Source organism: Streptomyces sp. NPDC025638, from assembly GCF_055558775.1.
In genome coordinates, this window is sequence record NZ_JBVHLX010000007.1 from 42,412 (window position 1) to 66,174 (window position 23,763).

Annotated in this window: 21 protein-coding genes and 2 pseudogenes; 14 read left to right on the top strand and 9 right to left on the bottom strand. The window is 70.3% G+C overall.

Annotation, left to right across the window (positions count from 1 at the left end; genetic code table 11):
* Position 1 precedes the first annotated feature (1 nt).
* Entirely contained in the window at positions 2-538 is a 537-nt protein-coding gene (locus tag ACZ4EG_RS19310; protein WP_467791416.1) for a MarR family winged helix-turn-helix transcriptional regulator, read from the top strand.
* Positions 539-741: 203 nt separating this feature from the next.
* Positions 742-1,233 carry a hypothetical protein gene (locus tag ACZ4EG_RS19315; RefSeq protein ID WP_467791417.1) on the top strand — a complete coding sequence of 164 codons (492 nt, stop codon included), beginning with the start codon at positions 742-744 and terminating at the stop codon, positions 1,231-1,233.
* Here ACZ4EG_RS19315 and ACZ4EG_RS19320 read toward each other — a convergent pair whose 3' ends face one another.
* From ACZ4EG_RS19320 to ACZ4EG_RS19335, 4 genes and pseudogenes are all read right to left on the bottom strand, one after another.
* The gene (locus ACZ4EG_RS19320) at positions 1,234-1,974 is read right to left on the bottom strand and encodes a DUF4142 domain-containing protein (RefSeq protein WP_467791418.1); all 741 of its coding nucleotides are present in this window, start codon (positions 1,972-1,974) and stop codon (positions 1,234-1,236) included.
* Between the two features lie 116 nt (positions 1,975-2,090).
* A pseudogene (locus ACZ4EG_RS19325) lies at positions 2,091-2,823 on the bottom strand (DUF4142 domain-containing protein).
* 143 nt (positions 2,824-2,966) lie between these two features.
* Positions 2,967-3,374: an SPW repeat protein gene (locus ACZ4EG_RS19330; protein ID WP_467791419.1), complete on the bottom strand. Its 408-nt coding sequence runs from the start codon at positions 3,372-3,374 to the stop codon at positions 2,967-2,969.
* 295 nt (positions 3,375-3,669) lie between these two features.
* Positions 3,670-4,206 (bottom strand): annotated as a pseudogene (locus ACZ4EG_RS19335) (CBS domain-containing protein); the annotation flags it as partial.
* Here ACZ4EG_RS19335 and ACZ4EG_RS19340 point away from each other — a divergent pair.
* Positions 4,166-4,543 carry a hypothetical protein gene (locus tag ACZ4EG_RS19340; protein WP_467791420.1) on the top strand — a complete coding sequence of 126 codons (378 nt, stop codon included), beginning with the start codon at positions 4,166-4,168 and terminating at the stop codon, positions 4,541-4,543. The pseudogene ACZ4EG_RS19335 and the gene ACZ4EG_RS19340 sit on opposite strands and share 41 nt — an antisense overlap.
* Positions 4,540-4,980 (top strand): universal stress protein, encoded by a 441-nt coding sequence (locus tag ACZ4EG_RS19345; RefSeq protein WP_467791421.1) that lies wholly within the window; start codon positions 4,540-4,542, stop codon positions 4,978-4,980. Before ACZ4EG_RS19340 ends, ACZ4EG_RS19345 begins: the two co-directional genes overlap by 4 nt.
* Before the next feature lie 12 nt (positions 4,981-4,992).
* Here the strand turns inward: ACZ4EG_RS19345 and ACZ4EG_RS19350 are convergent, their stop codons facing one another.
* Entirely contained in the window at positions 4,993-5,472 is a 480-nt protein-coding gene (locus ACZ4EG_RS19350) for a hypothetical protein (RefSeq protein ID WP_467791422.1), read from the bottom strand.
* 276 nt (positions 5,473-5,748) lie between these two features.
* Here ACZ4EG_RS19350 and ACZ4EG_RS19355 point away from each other — a divergent pair, with 276 nt between their 5' ends.
* On the top strand, positions 5,749-6,705 hold the full coding sequence (locus ACZ4EG_RS19355) for an IS481 family transposase (RefSeq protein WP_467791423.1): 957 nt from the start codon (positions 5,749-5,751) through the stop codon (positions 6,703-6,705).
* A gap of 3 nt (positions 6,706-6,708) precedes the next feature.
* Here ACZ4EG_RS19355 and ACZ4EG_RS19360 read toward each other — a convergent pair whose 3' ends face one another.
* Positions 6,709-7,653 (bottom strand): hypothetical protein, encoded by a 945-nt coding sequence (locus tag ACZ4EG_RS19360; protein WP_467791424.1) that lies wholly within the window; start codon positions 7,651-7,653, stop codon positions 6,709-6,711.
* Between the two features lie 72 nt (positions 7,654-7,725).
* A complete protein-coding gene (locus ACZ4EG_RS19365) occupies positions 7,726-8,151 on the bottom strand; it encodes a hypothetical protein (protein ID WP_467791425.1) in 426 nt (141 codons plus the stop codon).
* 182 nt (positions 8,152-8,333) lie between these two features.
* On the opposite strand from ACZ4EG_RS19365, the gene ACZ4EG_RS19370 reads away from it, so the two are divergent.
* The 8 genes from ACZ4EG_RS19370 to ACZ4EG_RS19405 all read left to right on the top strand — a co-directional run bounded on the left by ACZ4EG_RS19370 (position 8,334) and on the right by ACZ4EG_RS19405 (position 18,963).
* Positions 8,334-8,834, top strand: coding sequence for a hypothetical protein (locus tag ACZ4EG_RS19370; protein ID WP_467791426.1), 501 nt, complete (start codon positions 8,334-8,336; stop codon positions 8,832-8,834).
* A 6-nt stretch (positions 8,835-8,840) separates the two neighbouring features.
* Positions 8,841-10,268, top strand: coding sequence for an efflux RND transporter periplasmic adaptor subunit (locus ACZ4EG_RS19375; RefSeq protein ID WP_467791427.1), 1,428 nt, complete (start codon positions 8,841-8,843; stop codon positions 10,266-10,268).
* Entirely contained in the window at positions 10,265-10,972 is a 708-nt protein-coding gene (locus ACZ4EG_RS19380) for an ABC transporter ATP-binding protein (RefSeq protein ID WP_467791428.1), read from the top strand. The genes ACZ4EG_RS19375 and ACZ4EG_RS19380 overlap by 4 nt, the downstream gene beginning before the upstream one ends.
* Entirely contained in the window at positions 10,969-12,210 is a 1,242-nt protein-coding gene (locus ACZ4EG_RS19385; protein ID WP_467791429.1) for an ABC transporter permease, read from the top strand. Before ACZ4EG_RS19380 ends, ACZ4EG_RS19385 begins: the two co-directional genes overlap by 4 nt.
* Positions 12,211-12,593: 383 nt before the next feature.
* Entirely contained in the window at positions 12,594-14,441 is a 1,848-nt protein-coding gene (locus ACZ4EG_RS19390; RefSeq protein WP_467791430.1) for a TerD family protein, read from the top strand.
* A 1,044-nt stretch (positions 14,442-15,485) separates the two neighbouring features.
* Positions 15,486-17,057, top strand: coding sequence for a PP2C family protein-serine/threonine phosphatase (locus ACZ4EG_RS19395; protein ID WP_467791431.1), 1,572 nt, complete (start codon positions 15,486-15,488; stop codon positions 17,055-17,057).
* Complete coding sequence (locus ACZ4EG_RS19400) at positions 17,054-18,118, top strand: cobalamin B12-binding domain-containing protein (protein ID WP_467791432.1); 1,065 nt, start codon at positions 17,054-17,056, stop codon at positions 18,116-18,118. Before ACZ4EG_RS19395 ends, ACZ4EG_RS19400 begins: the two co-directional genes overlap by 4 nt.
* Positions 18,119-18,357: 239 nt before the next feature.
* A complete protein-coding gene (locus ACZ4EG_RS19405) occupies positions 18,358-18,963 on the top strand; it encodes a class I SAM-dependent methyltransferase (RefSeq protein ID WP_453545108.1) in 606 nt (201 codons plus the stop codon).
* 278 nt (positions 18,964-19,241) lie between these two features.
* Here ACZ4EG_RS19405 and ACZ4EG_RS19410 read toward each other — a convergent pair whose 3' ends face one another.
* Positions 19,242-20,480: a L,D-transpeptidase gene (locus tag ACZ4EG_RS19410; protein ID WP_467791673.1), complete on the bottom strand. Its 1,239-nt coding sequence runs from the start codon at positions 20,478-20,480 to the stop codon at positions 19,242-19,244.
* A gap of 238 nt (positions 20,481-20,718) precedes the next feature.
* Positions 20,719-22,863 carry a SpoIIE family protein phosphatase gene (locus ACZ4EG_RS19415; protein WP_467791433.1) on the bottom strand — a complete coding sequence of 715 codons (2,145 nt, stop codon included), beginning with the start codon at positions 22,861-22,863 and terminating at the stop codon, positions 20,719-20,721.
* Positions 22,864-23,138: 275 nt separating this feature from the next.
* Between ACZ4EG_RS19415 and ACZ4EG_RS19420 the strand changes: the two genes are divergently transcribed.
* Positions 23,139-23,732 (top strand): TetR/AcrR family transcriptional regulator, encoded by a 594-nt coding sequence (locus ACZ4EG_RS19420; protein ID WP_453546772.1) that lies wholly within the window; start codon positions 23,139-23,141, stop codon positions 23,730-23,732.
* Positions 23,733-23,763: the final 31 nt, after the last annotated feature.

Here is a 23,763-nt window from a genome sequence, read left to right on the forward strand (position 1 = left end):
CATGCCGGAGCGCGAGATCCCCGCGGGGACCATGGACGACGTTGATGCGGTCACCCGTGCGGTCCTGACCGCGTCCCGGCTGCTGGTGGCGGTCTCCGCCCGCTCCCTCGCCGAGGTCGAGGAGCGGGTGACCCTCCCGCAGTTCCGGATGCTGGTCGTGCTGTCCACCCGGGGCACCACCAAGCTGGTGGCGCTCGCCGATCTGCTCCAGGTGGCCCCATCGACGGCCATGCGCATGGTCGACCGGCTCATCGCTGCCGGCCTCGCCGACCGGCAGACCAACCCCGACAACCGCCGCGAGACCCTGCTGCAGCTCACCGAGGAAGGCCGGCGCACCGTCGAGGACGTCACCGCCCGGCGCCGCGCCGAGATCGCCGAGATCGTCTCACGGCTCGGCCCGACGCAGCGGCTCGCGCTCATCGAGGCCCTCAACGCCTTCAACAAGGCGGGAGGAGAGCCCCCTGCTCCCGCCCTGGACGACCCGGAGCCGCACCCGCTCGGCTGGGTCGTGGACGGTGCGCTGGCGCACGACGCCTGACTCCTGTCCCGCCCGGTCGGCACGGCATTGCCGACGGCTCTTTTCCGAGCCCCGCGGACTTTGCATAATGCAAGGGAATTGTGGGGCCGACGCCTCGCTATCGGACTTCGGCAGCGCGCGGCACGTGATTGCGTCCGGTCGGGGGCAGGCCGGCTGTCCCGCGTCGGGGCAAGCATGGGCGGTCGCTGACGGACGGGAAGCATGTGGAGGGTGACACGTGCGCGCCGAAGGCGTTGGCCCTCGCCCTCCACCAAGCCCACCTGATGGCGCATCTGCGCACCGAAGTGTGGGGGCCCGCGGAGTTCGTGGGGCTGCCTCCCTGGTGGCTGGTTGCGGAGGGACTCCTCGTGGGGACCCTCGGTGCCGCGGCAATCGTCGGCACGACGGTCTTCGGCGGACGCGGCCGCCGTCTCTGCTCGGTGGCGTACACCGACGGCGCGCCGCTCAAGGTACGCATCTGGCGAGGCTGCGGGCAGACGACCCGGCCCGGAGACACGATCGCCGTCGTGTACGACCCCAAGGGGCGGGTTCCCCCGCGCGGTGTGGGGGGCGGCGTGCGAGGGCCGCTGCTCGACCTGGCCCCGTGGGGCTTCGTCCTCGTTGCCGGGAGCCTGGTCGCCGCAGTTCGCTCCTACCGGTTGTCCAGCCCGTCCGAGGCGCCGAACCCTCCTGGAGGCGGTGTCGCCCGCCGCTGATCAGCTGGCCGCTGGGGTGGGCGTGGGCGATGCGGTGTTGATGTTCAGGTCGGGGCGAGGTGTGAGGGCGACCATCGGTGCACCAGGCTGCGGCGGGGGCGGGGTGAGCTGGTCCTTGGGGAGCTTCGGAGGGGTGGTCTGTTGGAAGTTGACCTGGTCGAAGTTCACCACTCCGGTCTTCTCCAGCACGGTGATGTGGTCCAGGACGGTGTCGTTGGCCAGGTCGGCGAGTGCGCGCACCAGGGTGTTCTCGGTGGTGGCGCGGATCTTGGCGATGGTGGGGAAGATCTGGCCGTGGGTCACGCGCATGATGTTGGCGGCCGTGCTGTCGAACTGCCTGCCGGACTGAGCTGCAGAGGTCGCGACGAACTGCTGTTGCTGCGGGGTGGCCTGGTTGGGGAGGGCGATGTTCAGCTGGGGCGCGATCTCGCGGCACAGCTCGTCCAGCCCCGCGTGACCGACGATCAGGTGCTTGCCGGCCTCCCTCATGTCCGGCGTCGAGCCCTTCTTCAGCGCCAGCTCGCCCAGGGGGTACTCCCAGAGGCCGGCGGAGCGGACCTTCACGACGAAGTCGCGGTCGGCCTCGGTGAGAGGCCCCCACTGGGTGTTGGCGATGATGCGAGACGGATTGCTGGACGTGGTCTGCACCCCGAGCAGGGCGGGGTACGCGAGAGCGGTCATGGTCGCTCCCAGCGCACCGACCACAAAGACGGTTCCGATCCTGTTGCGGGACAGGGGCATGGAGCCTCCAGACGCGAGCGGCTTGTACGCCAAGGGGTACGTCCCTGCCGCCGCGACCGATCATTGCTCAAGGTAAAAATTGCACTCAGCTATGTGTTGTGCGTCACATAGTCGACTCATCCCACCGTCGGGGTAGCGGCAGGCGTGGCCGTGTTCGTCGACACCCCTGCGGGGGGCGTGAGGGCGACTACGGGTTCCCCTGGCTGCGGCGCCGACGGCGTGACCTGGGCGGCCGGAAGCTTCGGCGGAGTCGTCTCCTGAGAGTTGACCTGGTCGAAATTGACCAGGCCGGTGCTCTCCAACACCGTGATGTGGTCGAGTACCACGTCGTTGGCCTGGTTGGCCAGCTGACGGACCTGCGTGTTCTTGGTGGTGGCGCGGATCTTGGCGATGGCCGGGAAGATCTGGCCGTGGATTACGCGCAGGACGTTGGCCAGGTCGGAATCGAACTGCTTGCCGGAGTCAGACTTCAGGGTCGCCGCGAAGCCTTGCTGCTGCGGAGTGGGCTGGTTGGGCAGAGTGATGCCGAGTTGCGGAGCGATCCTGCGGCAGGTGGCGTCGAGTGCGGCGTGCCCGATGACCAGGTGCTGGCCGGCGGTGTGCACAGCCTTGGACGTGCCCTTCTGCAGAGCCATCTCCCCGGAAGGGAATTCCCACAGCCCGGCGGAGCGGACCTTGACGACGAAGTCCCGGTCGGCCTCGGTGAGCGGCCCGGGGGGCGATCACGCGCGACGGATCGCCGGAGGTGTACTGCATCCCGAGCATGCTCGGGTAGGCGAGAGCAGCGAGCGTCACGCTCAGCACTCCGCCGACGAAGACGGTTCCGATAGTGCTGCGGGAGATGCGCATGGTGCCCCTGGTGCCGAAGGTATGACGTCAGGGGGAACGCACCGTTGCCATGAGTAAAGATTGCATGATGCCGCATGGCGGAGCCCGCACGCCGACGGGTCGATTCTGTGGTGGCCGCAGGGCTCCGCCCAATGTGTACGTGCTTACATCAGGCCGAGCAGACAGACCATGCCACCCGTACAGCTGTTGTTCCACACGATCCCAGCGGACACGCTGTAGGCGGCCGTCACCGACGACGGTGAAACTATGAACCACATGCCGAGCGGCACCATGGTCCATGACAGTCGCCGCATCCGCTCTGGTGAGAGGTGCAGCCCGAAGCCCAGCGCTGCGACGCCGAGTCCCACGATCAGGTTGGTGACCGTGAGGTTCGGATTGGTCCTGGAGAAGTGGACCACCCAGGGCGAGATCGCCGCATAGATACCGGTCAGCAGGGCGAGTCTCCCGCCGGTCGCTGCCCGGCCACTCGCGGCGCCCTGTTCGAAGAGGGGTCGCGTCCCGTTCGGGTCGGGAGGTCGCCTGACGCCGGTCGACTGACACTGATACGTCATGGCGGCCACTCGCCTTCCTCTCGTGGCAACGACCTTTTCATCATGCAAGGTTATGTCCCATTTGTATATGCCTGTCCCCCTGAATTTCCGCCGTCGCACGACCTTCGGTCGAGGGATTGGGCGGAGGACAGGGATGCAAGGGAGGGTGCGGCGCGGCCGTGCCGTCACGTCTCGTACGGGCACACGGATTCAACGCGGCCCGGCCACATGATGCGGATCATTGGGGTGGTCTGTCCATCGAGGTCCCTCACGCCTATTTTTGCCCAGTGAAAAGATTGCCGACTCTGCGTCTGGCTCAAGCTGCTGTGTGCACAGCGCGCAGGGCGCTCTGATGGCTGAGCCGGCCCACCGGTTTGCCGTGCTCGGCGTCGAGGACGGGTAGCCCGGTTCCGGCGGCCGACAGCAGCGCGTGCAGGGCTTGTGCGAGTGGCTGGTCGGCGGTGACCGGGGCGGGTGGCTCAGCGAGTTGCCCGACTGTCGAAGGCTCCACGTCGGGCTGCTCCGCGAGGGCCTCGGCCACCGCCTGGGCGGTGACGACACCGAAGTACTCCCCCCTGTCATCGATCACCGGAAGCGCGCCGTGGCCGGAGAGGCTGAGCAAGTCGGCGGCGTCCGTCAGAGCTGTGGTTGCCGACAGGGGTGAGGGCAGCGCTTCCATGACGGCACCGACGTGCTGGGCTCCTATCAGTGCCCCCGGGGCTGGGCCATCGAGGTCGATGCCGCGGCGGCGCAGCTTGAGTGTGTAGATGGTGTCGCGTGACAGCAGGCGGCTGGTGGCGGCGGCCAGCACGATGGCCAGCATCAGCGGCAGGATGATCGAGTACTCGCCGGTGAAGGTCTGGATGCACCAGCGGAAGACGACCGAGCCCGCGCCCGCTCAGGCGCCGACCACCACGGTCAGTGCCATCACGCCCCACGCGGCATTGCGCAGCCCCGCCGGCCTCGGCGTGGGGGTGAAACCTTTTGTCGCACTGCTGGACCCTTGCTTCCCGTCCGTTGCTGCCGGTATTGCGCTCATCGCCCCCCTTTCTTACTTTTGCATTATGCAAAACGCGTCAAGGGGGCGCGCCACTTGTCAGCCCATCAGGGCCGAAGGGCTCTTTGGCGAGCGACCGCGCTCGCGCGAATGTCGATGGCGTACGGACTACGAAGGTGAAGGTGAGCCATGAGCAGCAAAGTTTCCCGGCGGCTGATCGTGGTGGGCGTGGACGGGTCGGAGTCAAGCCGAGTGGCGCTGCGCTGGGCCGCCCACCAAGCCGAACTGACCGAAGCGCACCTGCGCCCCGTACGCGCGTGGCAGGTGCCGCCCACCTACGGCATACCGGCGGACTACTCGGACGTCGACTTCGAGAAGCAGGCCGAGGAAGATCTGCGGCGAGCCGTCGAGGAAACCCTGGGAGAGCATCCGGGGGTGCCCGTCGATCCTCAGGTCGTCGAAGGGCATCCGGCGGCGGTGCTGACCGAGGCCGCCCGGCATGCCGACCTGCTGGTGGTCGGCAGCCATGGGCATGGCGCCTTCGCCGGGATGGTCCTCGGTTCGGTCAGCCAGCACTGCGTGCAGCATGCCACCTGTCCGGTCCTTGTCGTGCGCGACGGCGACCGCTGACCTGTGCGTGTATCAGTCCGCTTCGGCGCGTGCCTCGACGTCCTCGATGTCGCCAGGGCGTCCGGCCCGGGTCCACCGCGCGTAGAGGGCGGCCGCGATGAGCAGGGTCGCCGCCGGGGACTGCATCGGCCAGCCGCGCAGCAGGTTCACCGCGAGGGCGAAGGCGACGGCCGCGGCGGCAAGGCCGTTGACCCAAGCTGGTGCGGTCTCCTCCCGCCGGGCGAAGCGGGCCATGGCGACAAGCCCGACCAGGAAACTGACGAAGACGGCGACCGCGTGGAACAGGACCAGTTCCTGCTCCTGACCCGCTGCCGCGACGATGATCAGCGCGGCGGCCAGCAGGTAGACCACCACCGACCAGTACGGGGTGTGGTGCCGATTGGTCCGGCCGAGCAGCGGCGGCAGCACTCCCGGTCGGTCGGCCGTCCCCGCCAGGGCCTTCAGCAGTCCGGGTCCGGCCTGGAAGGAGGAGCTGGCCGCGGCGAGCAACAACAGCGAACTGGTCAGCTGGAACGCCCCGTACAGCCACCCGGGCCGGCGGAGGTGTGCGCGATGTCGGCGATCTGAGTGGAGTCGGCGCGGGGAATGCCGATGTGCAGGCGTACGGCGAGCGCGGTCAGGGCAAGATCATCTCGCGGCCAAGATCCACTTTCGACACACGCCCTTGTTGTATTGATCACGAGCGTTGTTGACGCGGGTCGGGCTTGATCATTGCGAAGACCTCCGGTGTGGTGGAGCTGTCTAGGACTGCACCGCACGGAGGTCTTCGTGTCCCACCGTAATGCCCGGCTGACCGTTCACGGCAGGCGGCTGCTGGTTGAGCGTGTCCGCTCCGGTCGGCCCATCGCCCATGTCGCGGCCGAAATGGGTATCTCGCGGGCCACGGCCCACAAGTGGATCCGCCGCTGGCGGTCCGAAGGCGAGCAGGGGCTGCACGACCGGCCCAGCCGACCCCGCACGACACCGCATCGCACTGCGGCAGTCGTGGAGGCCGGGGTGTGTCGGCTGCGTCAGGAACGCAAGGTCGGCCCCGCCCGGCTCGGGCCGATCCTGGGCCTGCCCGCCTCGACCGTGTACCGCATCCTGGTCCGCCACGGCCTGAACCGTCTGGCCTTCCTGGACCGGCCCACCGGACAGCTCATCCGCCGCTACGAACGCGACCGGCCGGGCGAGCTAATCCACGTCGACGTCAAGAAACTGGGCCGGATCCCCGACGGCGGCGGCCACAAGGTCCTGGGCCGGCAGGCCGGCCGGGCCCGGCGCAGCAGCGTCGGCTTCGACTACGTCCACTCCGCCGTCGACGACCACAGCCGCCTCGCCTACAGCGAGATCCACCCGGACGAGAAGGCCGCCACCTGCGCGGCCTTCCTGCGCCGGGCCGCGGCCTTCTTCCACGCCGCGGGCATCGGCCGCATCGAACGGGTCCTGACCGACAACGCCTGGCCCTACCGCAAGAGCTTCGCCTGGCGGCAGGCCCTGGCCGACCTCGGCGCCACCGGCAAGCTCACCCGCGCCTACCGGCCGCAGACCAACGGCAAGGTCGAACGCTTCAACCGCACCCTGCTCGACGAATGGGCCTACCAGCGGCCCTACACCAGCAACACCGAACGCACCGACGCCCTGGCAGACTTCCTCCACACCTACAACCACCACCGCTGCCACACCGCACTCGGCGGCCACCCACCCATCACCCGCGTAAACAACGTCCCGGCTCAATACACCTAGTAGCTAGGAGGTCAGGTCTGCGGCAAGCCGCAGCCTGTCGCGCAGTTGCTGCCGGGCGAGATTCAAGGTCTCGGCATGCTCCTCGACAAGCCGTCGCTGGTAGGCGGACTGGACCGCGTAGTACGTTCCGACCAGGTTGGTCTTCTTCTTGCAGGCCACGTCCACAGTGGCCGCTGTGATCGACTCGGGTCCTCCGAGCTCCGCGTCGGTGAAGCCGAGCTCTTCGGCCGCCTTCATCGGTTCCTTGGTCTTATAGCCGGACTTGGCCATACATGCGGACCATCGCGCGTTCACCCGCTCGATGCGCGAGTCGGTACGGGCCCTCGTCTCTGCTTCGGACTTGAGCTGGAAGACGTAGAGGACGTCCACACTTTCCGGGTCCGGGGCGTAGAGCTTGAGGAAGGATTCCCTGATGCACCCGCCTACGGGTACGCCCCCGTCGCTGCTCTCGCTCTCTGCTTCCTGCTGGTTCTTCGGCAACTCGTCGGGCCGTAGGTCGGGGGCCCCGAACAGAGCGGTCTCCTCCGCCTTGCTGAGGGGCACGCCCTTCGCCCTGGTGGCGACGGAGTTTGTTCCCTCCGGACTGCGGTAGCCGTATCGGGCGGCTGTCTCCGGGTCCGTGACCCCGTAGATTCGGCTGTTCGGCGACTGCTTCGCCGCCCCGGACTGCTGCGGCGGCTGGTAGTCGAAGCCGAGCCGGTCCATGCATCGGCGGGTCAGGACCTGCTGGGCTTTCACCAGCAACTCCCGCTCCTCGGGAGTCCCTTCGTACGCGTCGAGCGGGAGCGCCAGATCGGCGGAGTCCGCCAGGACCGGGATGGCGGAGACCTCGGGCTCCGATGCCCCGTGCGCGGGGCCGCCGCCGGCGGCGGAGCACCCGGTAACCGCCACGGCGGCGGCTGCCAGGGCGACGAGGAGCCGCGGAACGCGGCGGACAGGCAAGGACATCAGAGACCCTCAGGGGTGACCGAGCGGGATCCGGCGCGGACCGGATCCCGCCCGTGGAAGATCAGTGGAAGATCACCAGTCGATGTAGTTCGAGGAGATCTCGTTCTTGAAGTTGGACGACGCGTCACCCGAGTAGCCGGCCGGAATCCAGCCCTTGATGCCGCTCCGGTAGGCGTCGGTGTCCACCTCCCACTGGTAGGCGTCCCGGTTCCAGTAGGAAGCAGTGTTGTCGTTGGTGGTCTGCCCCTCACCCGCACAGTTGACGCCGGACGGGTCCTTGAAGTTGTCGCCGACGAAGGTGTTGTCGTCGTAGAAGCTGTCCCGGACGCAGCCGAGCCCGCCGGAGTTGTAATAGAGGCCGAATTCACCGGACTCAAGGCGGCCATTGAGGTTCGTGGCGGCGTAGGCACTGCCCGCGCCGGCCAGAACGGTCCCGGCGAACATGGTCGCTGCCAGCGTGGCCCCGGCGGCAAAACGCACTGCGTTGGTCCTGCTCATGTCACTCCTGGGAGAGAAGTCAACTCGTGATACGCAGTGGGGGGTGCGCTGATGTGATCATCGTCGAGTGCGGCATGTCAAGGATTTGCAAACAGTTGATCGCATACCGGTGATGCCGTAGGTTGCGGTCCCCGCTGGTGCGCAGTCTGCGCAAAATCCCTGGTCGAGCAACTGGAGTTGCGATGCCGTCTGCCCGTCGAAGAACTCAGCTCCTGCTTGCCGCTCTGGCCGCGGGCGTCCTCTCGGCCGGCTGCTCGGCATCGGGCGATGCCCAGGGTGCGGCGCCGAGCGCGTCCGCCGCCGATGCGCAGGAAGTGGCCTACTACCGGTGTCTGGAGAAGCAGGGCATGGCCCTGGAGGTGACCGACAGCGGTCATCTCCGGGTAGACAAGGACAAGGCTGCTGCGGCGGGTGCCGCAAAGCAGCAGGCCGCCGAGGACAAGTGCCGGAGCACGTTGCCCGACAGCACTCAGCCGAAGGCCTCCGCCGACGCGGTCGAGGCGGCCCGAAAGATCACGGCCTGCTTCCGGGAGAACGGCGTTCCGGAGTACCCGGACCCCGACCCCAGGACGGCGGAGATCAAGCTCAGCGATGAGCTGGCCGCAAAGGTGAAGCGGGACTTCGCAGATGTGGCGGCCAAGTGTTCGCCTGCTGACGGGCGGTCGGGGATCGTCGGCGGCTGACCTCACATGGAGCGGATAGAGGTACTGGAGGAATCGGACCGCGAAGTACCGGAGGCCGCGCCCGGCTCCGGAGTCTCGCGGCGCGGCCGGTGGGCCGCCATCGTCGCCGGCGCGGCCGCCCTGCTCGCCATCGGCGGCATGCTCGCCGCCACGGTGATCAAATCACCGGCCCAGGCCGCCGCCGAGGCGCGGCCGCCGGGGCGCACCGTGCTCACCTCGCCTGTGGAGTACCGGGTCCTGACCTCTTCGGTCATCGTCCGGGGGCAGGTGGTGGCCGGTCAGAGCGTGGATGTGGCGCCTCAGATGTCCGGCGGGGCGGACGCCGCCACTCCGGTCGTCACGAAGCTGCCGGTGAAACAGGGGGCGAACGTCAAAGCAGGGCAGGTGGTCCTGGAGGTGTCGGGGCGGCCGGTGTTCGTACTGCCGGGCAAGGTTCCGATGTACCGGGACCTGAAGCCCGGCGCCAAGGGCAACGACGTCAGACAACTGCAGCGGGCGCTGCGTGCCCTCGGCCACGGTACGGGCAGCGACCCCTACGGGGCGTTCGGTGCCGGCACCAAGACCGCCCTCAACTCCTTCTATGCCGCCATCGGCTACGACCCGCTGCCCGCCCTCGACGACGGCGGGGAAGGGGTGAAAGCCGCCCAGGAGGCGGTGACCCAGGCAAAGCGGGCGGTGGCGGAAGCCGAGGCGGCCGACGGCGCGGTCGCGGAGCGCAACCTCGGCTACGCCCGGGAGGATCTGCACCGCGCGCGAGCGGATCTGGCCGAGGCGAAGGCCGCGGCGGGGCCGCGGCTGCCCGCGGGTGAGGTCGTCTTCCTTCAGGGGTTCCCCGCGCGGGTGGACTCCGTGGCAGGGCGCGTCGGGGGGCCGGTCGACGGCACGGTGATGACGGTGTCGGCCGGCCGCCTCCAGGTGCGGGCATATCTGCAGGAGCATCAGAAGGGTCTGGTCCACAAGGGGCAGCGGGTGCGGATCTACTCCGAAGTGACCGGAGTCGAGGCCCGTGCGACGGTGGGTTACCTGGCCGAGTCGTTCACCTCGCCCGGCGGCGGCGAAGGCGACGGTCAGAGCGGTTCGTCGGGGGAGCAGGGCGCGGCCTCCGGTCAGCAAGGGCAGAGCGGGTATCTGCTGCGGGCCGACCCGGACCGGCCGCTGGACCCGAAGCTGGCCGGACAGGACGTCCGGCTGACCATCGAGGCGGCCCGCACCGACGGCAAGGCGCTGGTCGTGCCGATCACCGCGCTCACCGCCGGGGCCGACGGCCGTACCACCGTCACCGTCGTCGAGGCGGACGGCAGGCAACGGCGGGTCGAGGTGCATACCGGAACGGCGGGCGACGGCTTCGTGGCCGTCGAGCCCGTGGGCTCGGCCCGGCTGGCGGAGGGCGAGCAGGTGGTCACGGGCGTCAAGCGGGAGAAGAGTGGTCCGTGACGGATTCCCTCTCGTTGCCTCCGGTCATCGAGTTCCGCCAGGTCGGGCTGACCTATCCCGGACCGCCGTCGGTGGCGGCGCTCAAGCCCTGCGATCTGACGGTGCGGCGTGGGGACTTCGTCACCGTCGTCGGCCCCTCCGGCTCCGGCAAGTCCACGTTCCTGAACATTGCGGGACTGTTGGACGCCCCCACGCACGGGACGTATCTGCTGGACGGGCACGACACCGGAGCACTGTGCGACGCCGACCGCACGGCGCTGCGGGGCAGGAGGATCGGTTTCGTCTTCCAGGCCTTCCATCTGCTGCCGCACCGCTCGGCGCTGGAGAACGTCGCCATGTCCATGATGTACAACGGCGTCGCCCGGGCGGAGCGGATGACGCGGGCCAGGCAGGCGTTGACCCGGGTCGGGCTCGAACACCGTGTCGACTCGGTTCCCACCCGGCTGTCCGGAGGCGAGCGTCAGCGGGTCGCCATCGCCCGGGCCCTGGCGGGCGGACCGTCGCTGCTGCTGTGCGACGAGCCGACCGGGAACCTGGACTCGGCCAACGCCCGCACCGTGCTCGAACTGCTGGAGGAATTGCATGCGGAAGGGCTGACCGTCGTACTGATCACGCATGACCCGGAGGTGGCCGCGCGCGGCGGACGGACCGTGTCCATCCACGACGGCATCCTCACGGAGCGCCGGGAGGCCGCAGCCGTATGACATCACCTGCTCACAAGAGCAGAGCGGCGGGCATCGACCGCTCCTCGTTCAAGATGCGCGACCTGTTCTCCGAGGCCGGCGCCGGGATGCTGCAGCGCCCCGCCCGGTCGGCGCTGACCGCCCTCGGCACCGTGCTCGGTGTCGGCACCTTCGTCGCGATACTCGGGCTGACCTCCACCACGTCCTCCCAGATCGACTCCCGGTTCAACGCGCTCACCGCCACCGAAGTGACCGTGGAGGACGCCGTCCATGACCCCGACGGGCTGATCGGGCCCGCCTTTCCCGAAGACGCCGATACCCGCATGCGCCGCGTCAACGGAGTGCGTGCCGCCGGGGTCTTCTGGACGGTGCGCGACGATCGGGCGTCGACCGTGAGGTCGGCTCCCGTTGCCGGAGGTGAAGGGGAGCCGATCGATGTGGTCGCCGCCTCACCCGGGGTGCTGCGGGCAGCCGTGCCGACCCTGACAGAGGGGCGGCTGTACGACGACGCGATGGCCCGCCGTGGCCGGGTCGCGGTCATCGGCGAGGGGACGGCCGCGCGGCTCGGGATCACCACGCTTCAGACGCATCCGGCGGTGTTCATCGGGGATGAGCCCTTCACTGTGGTCGGCATCGTCCAGGACGTGGAGCGCAAGGCCGATCTGCTGCTCAGCGTGGTGGTTCCGCGCACCTCGGCGGAGGAACTGTGGGGTCGGCCGGGGCCCGGCGAGGCGAGCATGCTGGTCGCCACGGAGCTGGGTGCCGCCCGGCAGGTCGCGGAAGAGGCCCCGACGGCCCTGCGGCCCGACCACCCCGAGTACCTCAAGGCCGTACCGCCGCCCGACCCCCGCGGTTTGCGCTCCGGGGTCGGCTCCGACCTCAGTCAACTGTTTCTGCTGCTGGCCGGGATCTGCCTGGTCATCGGCGCGGTCGGCATCGCCAACACCACCCTCGTCGCGGTGCTGGAGCGGACGGGCGAGATCGGCCTGAGGCGCGCCCTGGGCGCTCGCGCTCGGCACATCACCGCCCAATTCCTGGCCGAGTCCGGAACACTGGGGGCGCTCGGCGGACTGGTCGGCACCAGCCTCGGGGTACTCACCGTGGTCGGTGTGGCCCTGGCTCGCCACTGGACTCCCGTCCTGCATCCGGGCACGGTCGCGGCCGCCCCTCTGGTGGGGCTCGCCACCGGCGTCCTGGCCGGGCTCTATCCGGCATGGAGGGCGTCCCGTATCGAACCAGTGGAGGCGCTGCGGCGCTGATGGGTCCGTACAGCGTGCGGTGCGACCCGGACGGGCGGGCCGCGGCTCGAGGCGCTGTCGGGGCTCGACAAGACACACCTGCTGCAGCGATCGGCCTCGGGCGCGTGGGTCAGTAAGCGTGGTCCTCGCCTACCCACGCGTGGATCAAGGCGGCCCAGTCGGTGACGACGGGGGCGAGGTCAACTCACCCCTCGGCGCGCTCGGCTAAGTGAACGGCTGGTACCGAGGCCAGCCCAACACAGCAGAAACTTGTCGACCTCCCGACTGGCTCTCCGTTACGGATCCACCACGAACGGTGCCTGGTGCGTGCGAAAATCCGACCGGTCGATCATCACCGCAGACAGGGCGCGCCGCCCGCTGCACCCGGGGGAGGGGAGCCTCGTATGGCCCTGCTGTCGTCGAGTCCGAAGTGGCCCACCCTTCCCGACTATTTCCACGACTGGGCGCTGGTGGACGTGGAGACCTCCGGGCTGAGACCCGGCCGGGACCGTGTCCTCTCGCTTGCGATCCTCACGCTGGACGCACGTGGCCACCAGACGGGAGAGTTCTCCACCCTCCTCAACCCGGGCTGCGACCCCGGCCCCGTGCATATCCACGGCCTCACCCCGGCCCGTCTCGCCGGCGCTCCCACCTTCGACGAGATCGCACCGCAGGTGGGGGCACTGCTCAGCAACCGCGTCCTGGTCGCCCACAACGCGCAGTTCGACTACGACTTCCTGGCCCACGAGTTCGCCCAGGTCCGTTCCTGGGTTCCAGTCAGGAGACGGCTGTGCACGCTGGCCCTCAACCGCCTGGTCGGGCCCGCGACGCCCGATCTCAAGCTGGGCACGCTCGCCGTGCACTACGGCGTGCGCCAGGAAAGGGCCCACGACGCGCAGGACGACGTACGGGTGCTCTCCGGCATCCTGCGCGGCTCACTGAGCGCGGCCGAGCGACTGGGCCTGTCCCTGCCGCTCCTGGATTGCCCACCCCGCCAGGACTACAAGCCATATGTCCCCAAGACGCCCTGCCCGTACCGCAATCCGGGCCGCCTGGAACCGGGCGGTCTCCTGGTACAGGGCATGAAGGTCGCCATCAGCGGGGACACCAAGGTCTCCCGTGAGGAGTTGGTCGCCCGTTCGGTGGCGGCCGGGCTGAACATGACGACCTCGGTCAGCGGCCAGACCAGCGTCGTCGTCACCAACGATCCCAGTGCCGCATCCGGGAAACTGCGTCGCGCCGCGACCGAGGGTGTTCCGCTCGTGGATGAGCCGACGTATCTGCGGCTGTTGGAGAGTGTGCAACCTGGCCAGGCCAAGGGCATCGCCCGGCAGCGGCGCGCGGCGGAGACTCCCGTGAGCCCACCCACTGCACCGCCTGCGCCGACGCCAAGTGTCCCGGCACAGCGGACTGCCGTACCTACCGCATCCGATGTTGCCGAGGTTCAGCCGCTCACCGGGCACAGGGTGTTGGTCCTGGGAGGCACGCACCAAGAGGCCGCCGAGGCACGTGCGCGTGCTGTCGCCTTCGGAGCCTCCGCGGCGGTCAACCTCTCCGCCAGCGTGTCCGATGTCGTCGTGCTGCCCGGCGGCGAAGCGGACCGGCGCATGACGCGCATCACCGCCCTCGGCCTACGCGTCCACGACGCCGACTGGCTCCTCGCACCCATGACTACGCCGATGCCCGCGCCGGCACAGAGCGCGGCCGGAAACCAGCCTGACACGGCAGCGGTACTGGTCCGAGGGGCGGTCATCGACCTGTCCGACACCGGCACGGCCTGGACAGTGGCCGCCACATGGCGTCAGCAGACCGCCTACGACGTGGACGTTGTCGCTTTCGCGGTCGACTCTCACGAACAGGTACCAGGAGACGAGGACTTCGTCTTCTATGGCGCACCCGAACACCCCGACGGCACCCTGCAGCTCGCCACGGACGGTCCGACGGAACAGGCCGTCACTGCCGACCTGGAGCGTCTGCCCCTGGAGATCCACGGGATCGTCATCGCCGCCGCGATCGACGGTGCCGCGACCTTCTCCGACATCGGGGCCATCGAGATCACCGCCACCTGCGGGATCGGCGCGGCCCCGACCGTCCGGGCCACCCTCGACGCCGCCACCACCGAACGCACCATGATCCTCGCCGAGCTCTACCGCCGAGGGGATGGCTGGCGGCTGCGTGCCGTCGGGCAGGGCTACGACCATGGCCTGGCCGACCTTGCTCGTGGCTACGGCGTCGACGTCGCCGACAGGTGAGCGTGCCACCGGGCCTGGCCGTCCGGGCCCGGCCGCCTTGTCCGGCGCTCAGCCGAGCAGCGGTGCCAGTGCGGTCTCGCCCGCGAGGATCCGCCAGGCGGGCACCCGCACCGTCCGGCTCACGGGGCAGGGTTTGGCCCCATGCCCCCCGGAGGGCAGTCCGGTGAGCAGGTCGCCTCGCGCGTGGGTCAGCCGAAGGTGCCGCGCGGGGTCCGCACCGGGCCCCGGCCGGGGTCGATCGGACGCATCATGTGGAGCGCGCGACGATCCTTGAAACCATCCTGAGGAGTCCTGGCCTGCAGTGTTGCAGGCCAGCCCAGCAATCGGGGCCACGGAAGACCAGCCGGATCGGCGCTCGCCAAGAGCTCTGGCAAGATGCAGGGCAAGACTCACGACTGGCTTCCGAGGCGGAGCCGCCCTTGGGCCACCACAACCGTATCGTCAGTCGTCGACTCGCCCCTCGGACACTTGCTATAGCGATACGGAGACGAGGGCCTCGACCTGACGGTCGCGGTCCTCGTTGCGTGTTCGTAGCCGATGGTGATGCCCGGGGCTTCGTGGAGTGTGCCTTTCTTTTGCCGGCGTCGGCGTCGGCCACCAGCGACCCGGCCGACACGCTGTGGTCCAGCGGTTCGAACGTGCGGTCTCGGACCATCCGCTCCGGCCAGCGCTGAAGCCTGCCTGGTGGAGGTCCCTGGTGGGGCGCGGGCCCCGGCTGTACCCGCCGCGGGCGTCCGGTCCCACCCGCGTACCGCGCTGCGCCGGCCCGGGTTCGCGGTCGGCCACGGGGGTCCTGCAGTCGGTGCCCCGGCGAGAACTGGGCTGTATCGTAAGAAATCCGATGTAAGGGATTTCTCGGGTGTCAGAGTGTGAAGCGGCGGTGCGTATGTCTCCTGCACCGGCCGGCGAGGCGGTCGGCGGCGTTCCGCGTCGTGCCGGGGTTCGTCCTCCCGAGGTACGGGGCCAGTGAGGGGCACGCGGGCCCGGAGCCCGGTGGCGCACGGCGGTGGCGGGGAAGCGCGGGGCCGTCCCGGGCGGAAGCTGTTGGATGCCCTGCTTGACCTCGTCGATCAGGCGGTCGTGGTCTGCGACGCCTCCAACGTGGTGCTCTGGTGCAACGGCCTGACCGGCGTCTACTTCCCGGGCCTGCGGCCAGGGACGGCGCCCGACCCCGCGGTAGCCGGACCCCTGGGGCAGGCGGTCGTCGCCTCTGCGGCGCGCTTCGATGCCGACTTCCTCGGTCGGCGGCTGACCGGGCGCAGGAGCACAGTGCAGGACTGCTCGGTGTGGCTCGTCAGTGACGAGACCGGGGCCCGCCAGTGCGAGGCCGAGCTGCGCGCCGAGCGGTCCCGGACGGCGTTCCTGAGCGAGGCGGGCCGACGGCTGGGGGCCTCGCTGCACCACGGCCGCACCGCCCGGGGTGTGGTGGAACTCGCCGTGCCGGCCTTGGCGGACGCTGCACTGCTCGTACTGCCGCCGCGCCGAGGCCACGCGGACTGGTACCGCTGCGCCGCGCCGGGCGCGGCGGCGGAGTCGGGTGCGATGTCGGCGTCCTCCCTCGAGCGTGTGCCGCAACTGGGGCGGGCCCTGTCGGGCCTGTGGCCGCTGCCCGCCCCCTGCCGGCCGGACGAGCTCGGTGCGCTCGGTCCGGCGGCGCCGCCGGACCCGGGCAGGGGAGGGGAGTCGCTCGTGACGGCACTGCCGGGGAGCGAGGCCCCGGCGGGGGCCATGGTTCTCGTCCGCTCGGCGGGAGCCGGGGGCTTGGACGCCGCGGACACCGCAATGCTGCGCGACTACGCCTTCCGAGCAGGTATGGCGCTGTCGACCGCCGCCCTCTACGCCCAGCAGGCCCAAACTGCGCACGTGCTCCAGTCGGGCCTCGATCCGGCGCCGCTGCCCGAGGTGCCTCGGGTGCGGCTGGGCGCCGCCTACCGCCCCGCCCCGGAGGCACTGGGCTTCGGCGGCGACTTCTACCAGGTGGAACCTGCGCGGGACGGCAGCGGGGGCGTGGAGTTCGCCCTGGGGGACGTCTGTGGCAAGGGCGTCGAGGCGGCCGTGCTCACCGGCCACGTACGCCAGGGCCTGCGGACCCTGGCCCTCGTCGAGTCCCGGCCGCTGCGTGTGCTCGACGTGCTCAACCGGTCGCTGCTCGAGGCGGACTCGGGCCGGTTTGCCAGCTTGGTCATCGGCGCCGCCCGCCCGGGCGGCGGAGGCGCCCTGGACGTCGTGCTCGCCGGCGGCGGGCACCCGCCGCCGCTGGTGCTGCGCCGTGATGGCACCGTGGAGCCCGTGGACGTGGGCGGGATGCTGGTCGGGGCCCTGCCCGGCGCGGAATTCGGCCAGGCCGGAGTCCGCCTGGCGCGCGACGAGCTGATCTTGCTGTACAGCGACGGGGTCACCGAGGCACGGGGCGGTCCTGGCGGTGTTGAGGAGTACGGGGCGCAGCGGCTCGAGCACGACCTGGCGGGCTGCGCGGGGATGCCCGCCGGCGCGGTCGCCGAGCGGATCGAACTGCGCGTCGCCGACTGGCTGGCCGGAGGTGCCCACGACGACATCGCGGTGCTGGCGCTCCAATCCTCGCCCGGTGCGTCCGGCGCCGCCGGAGCCCTTCGGTGACCGGCGCGTCCGCCGTCGCGCCGGGGGTCCGCGCCGCCTTCGACGACCACCTCGCTCACACCGACGAGACCGGGGCCACCGCGCTCGCCCTGGGCCTGTTGCGGTCCGGGGTCGCGGCGGAGGACGTTCTGCTCGGCCTGATCGCCCCGGCACAGGCCGCTGTCGGCGCCCGGTGGGTGTCCACGGAGTGGAGCGTGGCCCAGGAGCACGCCGCCACCCACGTGAGCGAGCGCGTGGTGAGCGCCGTGGCCGCCGCGGCCTCCGCGCCGCGGCCTCGGGACTTTGCGCCGGCCCGCCGTATCGCGTTCGCGTGCGTCGAGGGGGAGCGCCACACCCTGCCCGCGCGGATCGCCGCCGAGGTGCTGCGGCTGCGCGGCTTCGACCTGACGTTCCTGGGCGCCAACGTCCTCGTCCCGCGCCTGGTGTCCCACGTGCACCGGCAGGGGCCCGACCTGGTGGCCCTGTCGTGCATGATCCCGGTGCGCCTGCCTGCCGCGCACCGCCTCGTCGAGTGCTGTCGGCGCGCCGAGGTGCCGGTGCTCGTGGGCGGCTCGGGCTTCGGACCCGGAGGCGTCTGGGCCCGCACGCTCGGAGCCGACCTGTACGCGCCCGATCCGGCCACCGCCGATGAGATGCTCGCCGCGCGGTGGCCGCAGACCCCACGGGAAGCGGCGCCCCTGGAGCACCTCGCCGACGGAGAGTACTCCCTGATCGTCCGGCAGCGGGCCGGGTTGCTGCGGCGGCTGCTCGCCCAACTGGGGGAGCGGTACCCGCGGTTGCGCGACCCCGGCGCGGAGCATGCCGAGGCCGTTCTCGAGGACCTCGGCCGTCTCCCGGACATTGTGGCCGCGGCGAACTACGTCGACGATCCGCGGGTCCTCACCGACTATCTCTCCTTCGGCGCGGCGTTCCTCCACGCCCGCGGCGTACCCACCGCCGCTCTGGGCGCGGCCCTGGCGGCGCTGTCCGGGCCGCTCGGCGGCCTTCCGCGGGCGGCCGCGCACCTGGACGCCGGGCGGCGCTGGCTCTCGGCCGCGGGCCACGCCGTCCCGGCGGCCTGACGGCGGGACCAGATGACGGCACAGGCACCACAGCGGATGCACGTCCCGAGCAGACACCCGCGCGTTCACGACCCCTGACCGGCCACACCACTCGGCGGGGCACCATCGCACATCGACAGAAGACGATCTCTCGGACACGCTCCCTCGGCTGTTCCGCACTATCTGGGCGGGGTCGGCATCGAGCCGAGCCGGCTGAGTCACCTCTTCGAGCGGCACACGGCCGACCTATAGTTGGCCTCATGAGCCGTTGGGAGGAGCTGACCGGGGGGAGGTCGGGACAGGACTACGCCGCACGGTTCGCGGCCCTGGCCCGTAGCGGGAAGGATGTGCACGGTGAGGCGCGGTTGTGCGCAGCGCTCGTGCCTGCCGGAGCGCGGGTGCTGGACGCGGGATGCGGTACCGGACGGGTCATGATCCGGCTTGCGGAGCTCGGGTACGACTGTGTCGGGGTGGATCTTGATGCGTCGATGCTGGCGGTGGCGCAGAAGCAGGCGCCGGGACTGCCCTGGTTCCAGATCGATCTGGCCGGGTTCGAGCCGGACCTGCTCGGTATCGCGGCGGACTTCGATCTCGTGGTGGCCGCAGGCAACGTCTTCCCGTTGCTCGCTGCCGGCACCGAGGCCACGGTGGTCGAGCGCCTGGCCGCAGCCCTGCGCCCGGGCGGTCTGATGGTCGTCGGGTTCGGCCTGGACGAAGCCCACCTGCCCGTGCCGCCAGGCATCAGCCTGCCGGAGTACGACGACTGCTGCGCCGTGGCCGGCCTCACCCTCGTTGACCGCTTCGCCACCTGGGACGCCGACCCTTACTACGGCGGCGGCTACGCCGTCAGCGTCCACCGCCGGTGAGGTTGTGCGGGACATCCTGATCACCGCGCCCGCCAGGCGGCCGGCAGTCTCGCCGAGCAGTCCGCGAGCAGTTCCCCTGAGGTGACCACGGCTCACGAGGAGATGCCGGGAGCACCTCGCGGATCTCGCACCATGAGGTGTCCCTGTGCCACCACGACCGTATCGTCAGGTGGCCGGATCCCAGGCTGTTCGAGCGTCCTGACGCCGCAGGCGGCGGCCGACATGGTGTCGGTCGCCGCCTGGCGGAAGGGATTCAGGTTCGTATGCGTGGCGTGGCGTCAGCCGGTCGCGCTGCCCGAGACCCACTCGCTCCACGGCATGTTCCAGTCGCTGAGGCCGTTGTCCGGGGCCAGCGTGGTGTTGTCCGCGGAGTTCTTGACGATCACTACGTCACCGATCATCGAGTTGTCGAAGAACCAGGCGGCGGGCTTCTTGGCGTCGCCGCCGCCCACGACGTCCTTCAGGCCCACGCAGCCGTGGCTGGTGTTGACCTTGCCGAAGACCGAGTCGGCACCCCAGTAGTTGCCGTGGATGAACGTGCCCGAGGCGGTCAGGCGCATGGCGTGCGGTACGGCCTTGATGTCGTACGAGGGCTTGCCGTCCTTCTCCGTGAGGCCGACGGTCGCACCGTTCATGTGGATCTGCCTGAACTTCTCGGAGATGACCATCTGACCGTTGTACGTCGGGTGCTCGGGGCTGCCGGACGAGATCGGGATGGTCTTGATCGTCTTGCCGTCCCGTACGACGGTCATCTGCTTCGTCTCGGCGTCGACGGTGCTGATCTGGCTCCGGCCGATCTTGAAGGTGACCGTCTTCTGGATGCCGTAGGCGTTGAGCTTGACGGTGACGGTGGAGCCGGGCTGCCAGTAGTTCATGGGGCGGAAGTCCAGGCGGTGGTCGTTGAACCAGTGACCGACGACCTGCTGGCCGCTGCTGGAGCTGACCTGGATCTTCGACTCCACGGCGGCCTTGTTGCTGATCGCCTTGCCGAAGTTGACCATCACCGGCATGCCCACGCCGACGGTCGAGCCGTTCTCGGGGGAGAGGTGCCCGATGAAGTTGTTGGCCGGGGAGATCGTGGTGATCGTGGCGTTCCCGGTGGCGGAGCGGCCCTGGGCGTCCTCGGCCTCCGCGGCGACCTGATACCTGGTGGCCTTCTCCAGCCGGCCGTCCGGCTTCCAGGACGTGCCGTCCGCGGACACGGTGCCCGGAATCTCGGTACCGGTCGCGACGGCGGTCATGGTCACCTTGGTGAGCTTGCCGTTGCTGACGGTGACCGTGACGGGGGCGTTGATCCCGACGTTGTAGGCGCCTTCCCCGGACGTGATCTTTATTCGGGCGTCGGAAGCGTCCTGGGCGCCCGTCTGATCCGACGGCGACGGCGTCGGCGTCGGCGTCTGCGTCTGCGCCTGCGGTTTCGGGTCGGTCCCGGGGCCGTTGTCGCTGGTGGCAGCGTGGCTGGTACCGCCTAGGGCCGTGAGTGCGAGTACGCCGCCGAATACGCCGGCCGTAGCCATCAGCCCGGTGCGCCGCTTACGTGCCGTGATCAAACGCTTCTCCCATGCCACTGGTCGTTGAATCCCTGGAGCCGGAAACCGGAGGAGGGCAACCTGCTCCAAGGACTCCATTTATGCATTCATCCGTCTTTAAAGGAGTAAATTGTGGCGGATTCCACGCCCTGCCGTTCGGGTGGGTGCCCGGTGTCGGCAGATGGCGGGACGGTGTGACGCCGGAGTCGTAGGCCGGGGGCGCCTGTCAGCCGAAGGGGAGGTCCGTGAGGGACTGCTCCGCCCAGATGGTCTTGCCCGTGGCGTGGTACCGGGTGCCCCAGTGGTGGGAGTACTGGGCGACGAGGAAGAGCCCGCGGCCGCCCTCGTCGGTGTTCGCGGCCCGGCGGATGTGCGGTGAGGTGCTGCTGGCGTCGCTGACCTCGACGATCAGCATGCGGTCGCGGATGAGCCGCAGCCGTATCGGCGGGGTGGCATGGCGTATGGCGTTGGTGACGAGCTCGCTGATGATCAGCTCGGTGCTGAAGGCCAGGTCCTCCAGTCCCCACTGGTGGACCTGCCGTGCGGCGAGCGAACGGGCGTCGGAGACGGCGGCGGGATCGGTCGGCAGATCCCATGTGGCGACCCGCGCGGCGTCCAGCGAGCGGGTACGGGCGAGGAGCAGCGCCAGGTCGTCCTGCGGAGCCAGATGCGGCGTGACCGCGTCGGACAGGGCTCGGCAGATCTCGTCCGGTGAACGGCGGGACTGTGTCATGATCGCGCGGAGCCGCTCCTCCAGCGACGGGTCCGCAGCGCGGGCGTGCAGCAGGCTCCGGGTGTACAGCACCAGGGTGCTGCCCTCGGCAAGCTCCGTTTCATGGGGTTCGAAGACGGGGTCGCCCTGGCCCAAGGGCTGGTTCGACGGCAGTTCGGCGTAACGGACCCGGTCGGCCGGATCGACCACCGCGGGCGGCGGGTGTCCGGCGCTCGCCATCACGCACCGGCGGGACACCGGGTCGTAGACCGCGTACAGGCAGGTTGCGCCGACGAGCTTTTCCATGATGGGCGCGGATCCCGCGGTGTGCTCGCGTTCGACCAGACGCGGCACCATGTCGTCGAGCCGGGCCAGTACCTCGTCGGGGGCGAGGTCCAGTTGCGCGAGGATGCGCAGGGCGGAGCAGATCTGGCCCATGCAGGCGGCGGCCTCGATCCCGGCGCCGGGTATGTCGCCGACGGCGAGGGCCACGCGGGCGCCGGACAGCGGGATGACATCGAACCAGCAACCGCTCACCCCGGCGTGCGCCCGGGCGGGCCGGTAGTGGTGCGCGATGTGGACCGCGCTCTGGTCCGGCACGCTGCGCGGCAGCATGCTCTGCTGGAGGGTGACGGCGGCGGCGCGCTCGCCGGTGTAGCGGCGGGCGTTGTCCACTGCGACGGCGGCGCGGGCGACCAGTTCCTGTACGAGAACCAAATCGTCGGGTTCGAAGGCGTCCGGGCGGGCCCGCGTGCGGTACAGATGCGCCACGCCCAGGATGGTGTCCCTGGCCCGGAGTGGCACCACCATGAGGGAATGGACCCCTTGCGCCAGCAGTGCCCGGGCCCTGGGGTCGCGTGAGTTGCGGACCCAGTCGGCGTCGGGGCCGACGGCCGGCAGCAGTCGGGGCTGCCCGTCGGCGAGGCTCTCGGCGTAGGGCGAGTCGGCGGGGAACTCCTGGAATTCTCCGATCTGCCGGAGCTGTTCGGTGATCACCGGATGGGCGGCCTTGCGCGCCGTGAGACGCAGGGCGACCCGCCCGGCGCCCGGGAGCGGGGGCTCCTCGCCCACCGCCACGCCGTCCAGGAGGTCGATCGCCACGAGGTCGGCCAGGCGCGGGACGAGCACGTCGGCGAGTTCCTGGGCCGTGCGCGTGACATCGAGTGTCGTTCCGATGCGGGCGGCGGCTTCGTCGAGCAGCGCCAGACGCTCACGGGCCCGGTGGCGCTCGGTGATGTCGATGACCATGTCGGTGACGCCCAAGGGCCGGCCGTCCGGGCCGCTGAGCGCGAACGAGGACGTCAACCAGACGCGGTCCCTGCCGGGATCGGCGGGGGTACGGCCGTGGTGCTCGGCGCCGACGACGGGCAGTCCCGTCTCCAGAACTCGTGCGAGTCGGCTCTCGATCCCGGCGGTGTCCAGCTCGGTCAGCACCTCACTGAGCCGGTGGCCGAGGACCTGGTCGTTGGGAATCCCGTGGATGTGTTCGAGCGCGGGGTTCGCCCGCACGAGCCGCAGCCGCGTGTCGAACACGGCCACGCCGATCGGGGACTGGGTGAACAGCGCGTCCAGGATGGCCCGGTCCTCGTCGAGCCGCCGCAGCCACTCGCCCGGACCCGCACCGTGGCCGTCCGCGGAGGCCTCGCCCGGAATCCCCATCCCACTGGTCCCGTCGTTCGGCAATCGGCTGCTTCGGCAAGAAGACGCCGCAACAACTTCGGCCGGCCGGAGCGCCCCGGGGAATCTGACCCGTTCACCAAGGGAGCCATCGCCGCAAAGGCCGTAAGACGTCGGCCCGGCGTCCCTTCACACCTCAGGGTAATCAGGCCGGGACGGCCTCCGCGCGGTGACGGCGGCCGGTGCCCGTCTCGTGGATCCGCGGAGCTTCGCCCGGATGAGCGCCGCCGGGATCGTATCCTCGATCCGTGGTCGGCATGCAGGTACGGAAGGCTGAGCGCGGGCCGGGGCGCCCGCGGGACGAGCGGGTGGCCGGCGCCGCCCTGACCGCCGTCGTCGAACTGGTGACGGAGCAGGGGATCGGGGCCGTCACCATGGACGCCGTCGCGGCGCGTGCCGGGGTGAGCAAGCCGGCCATCTACCGGCGCTGGCCCACCAAGCAGGCCATGATCCTCGCGGCTGCCGAGCGGCACATCGGCGAGCTGTCCGTACCGGACCTGGGCGATTTCCGGGCGGAGCTGCGTGAGGTGCTCACCGCGCGGGTGGCGGCCTACCGGCAGCCCGGTACGGACCGGCTCATGGCCGAGATGATCGGGGCGGCCGCGGACGATCCCGGGGCACGCCAGGCGTATGCCGAGTTCGTCGGGCGGATGATGGGGGAGACCCGCACCATTCTCGAGCGCGGGATCGCGCGTGGCGAGGTCAGGCCCGATGTCGATGTGCGCTCCGCGGCCACGCTGGTGGCGGCGCCGCTGATCTATCGCCTGCTGGCGGAGCGCGAGCTGCCCGACGCACGCCTCGCGGACGACCTCGTCGACATGGTGGCCCGCGCGGTCTGCCACGCGGTCTGAGCCGCGCGCCAACCTCTCCGGAACCGTTCGA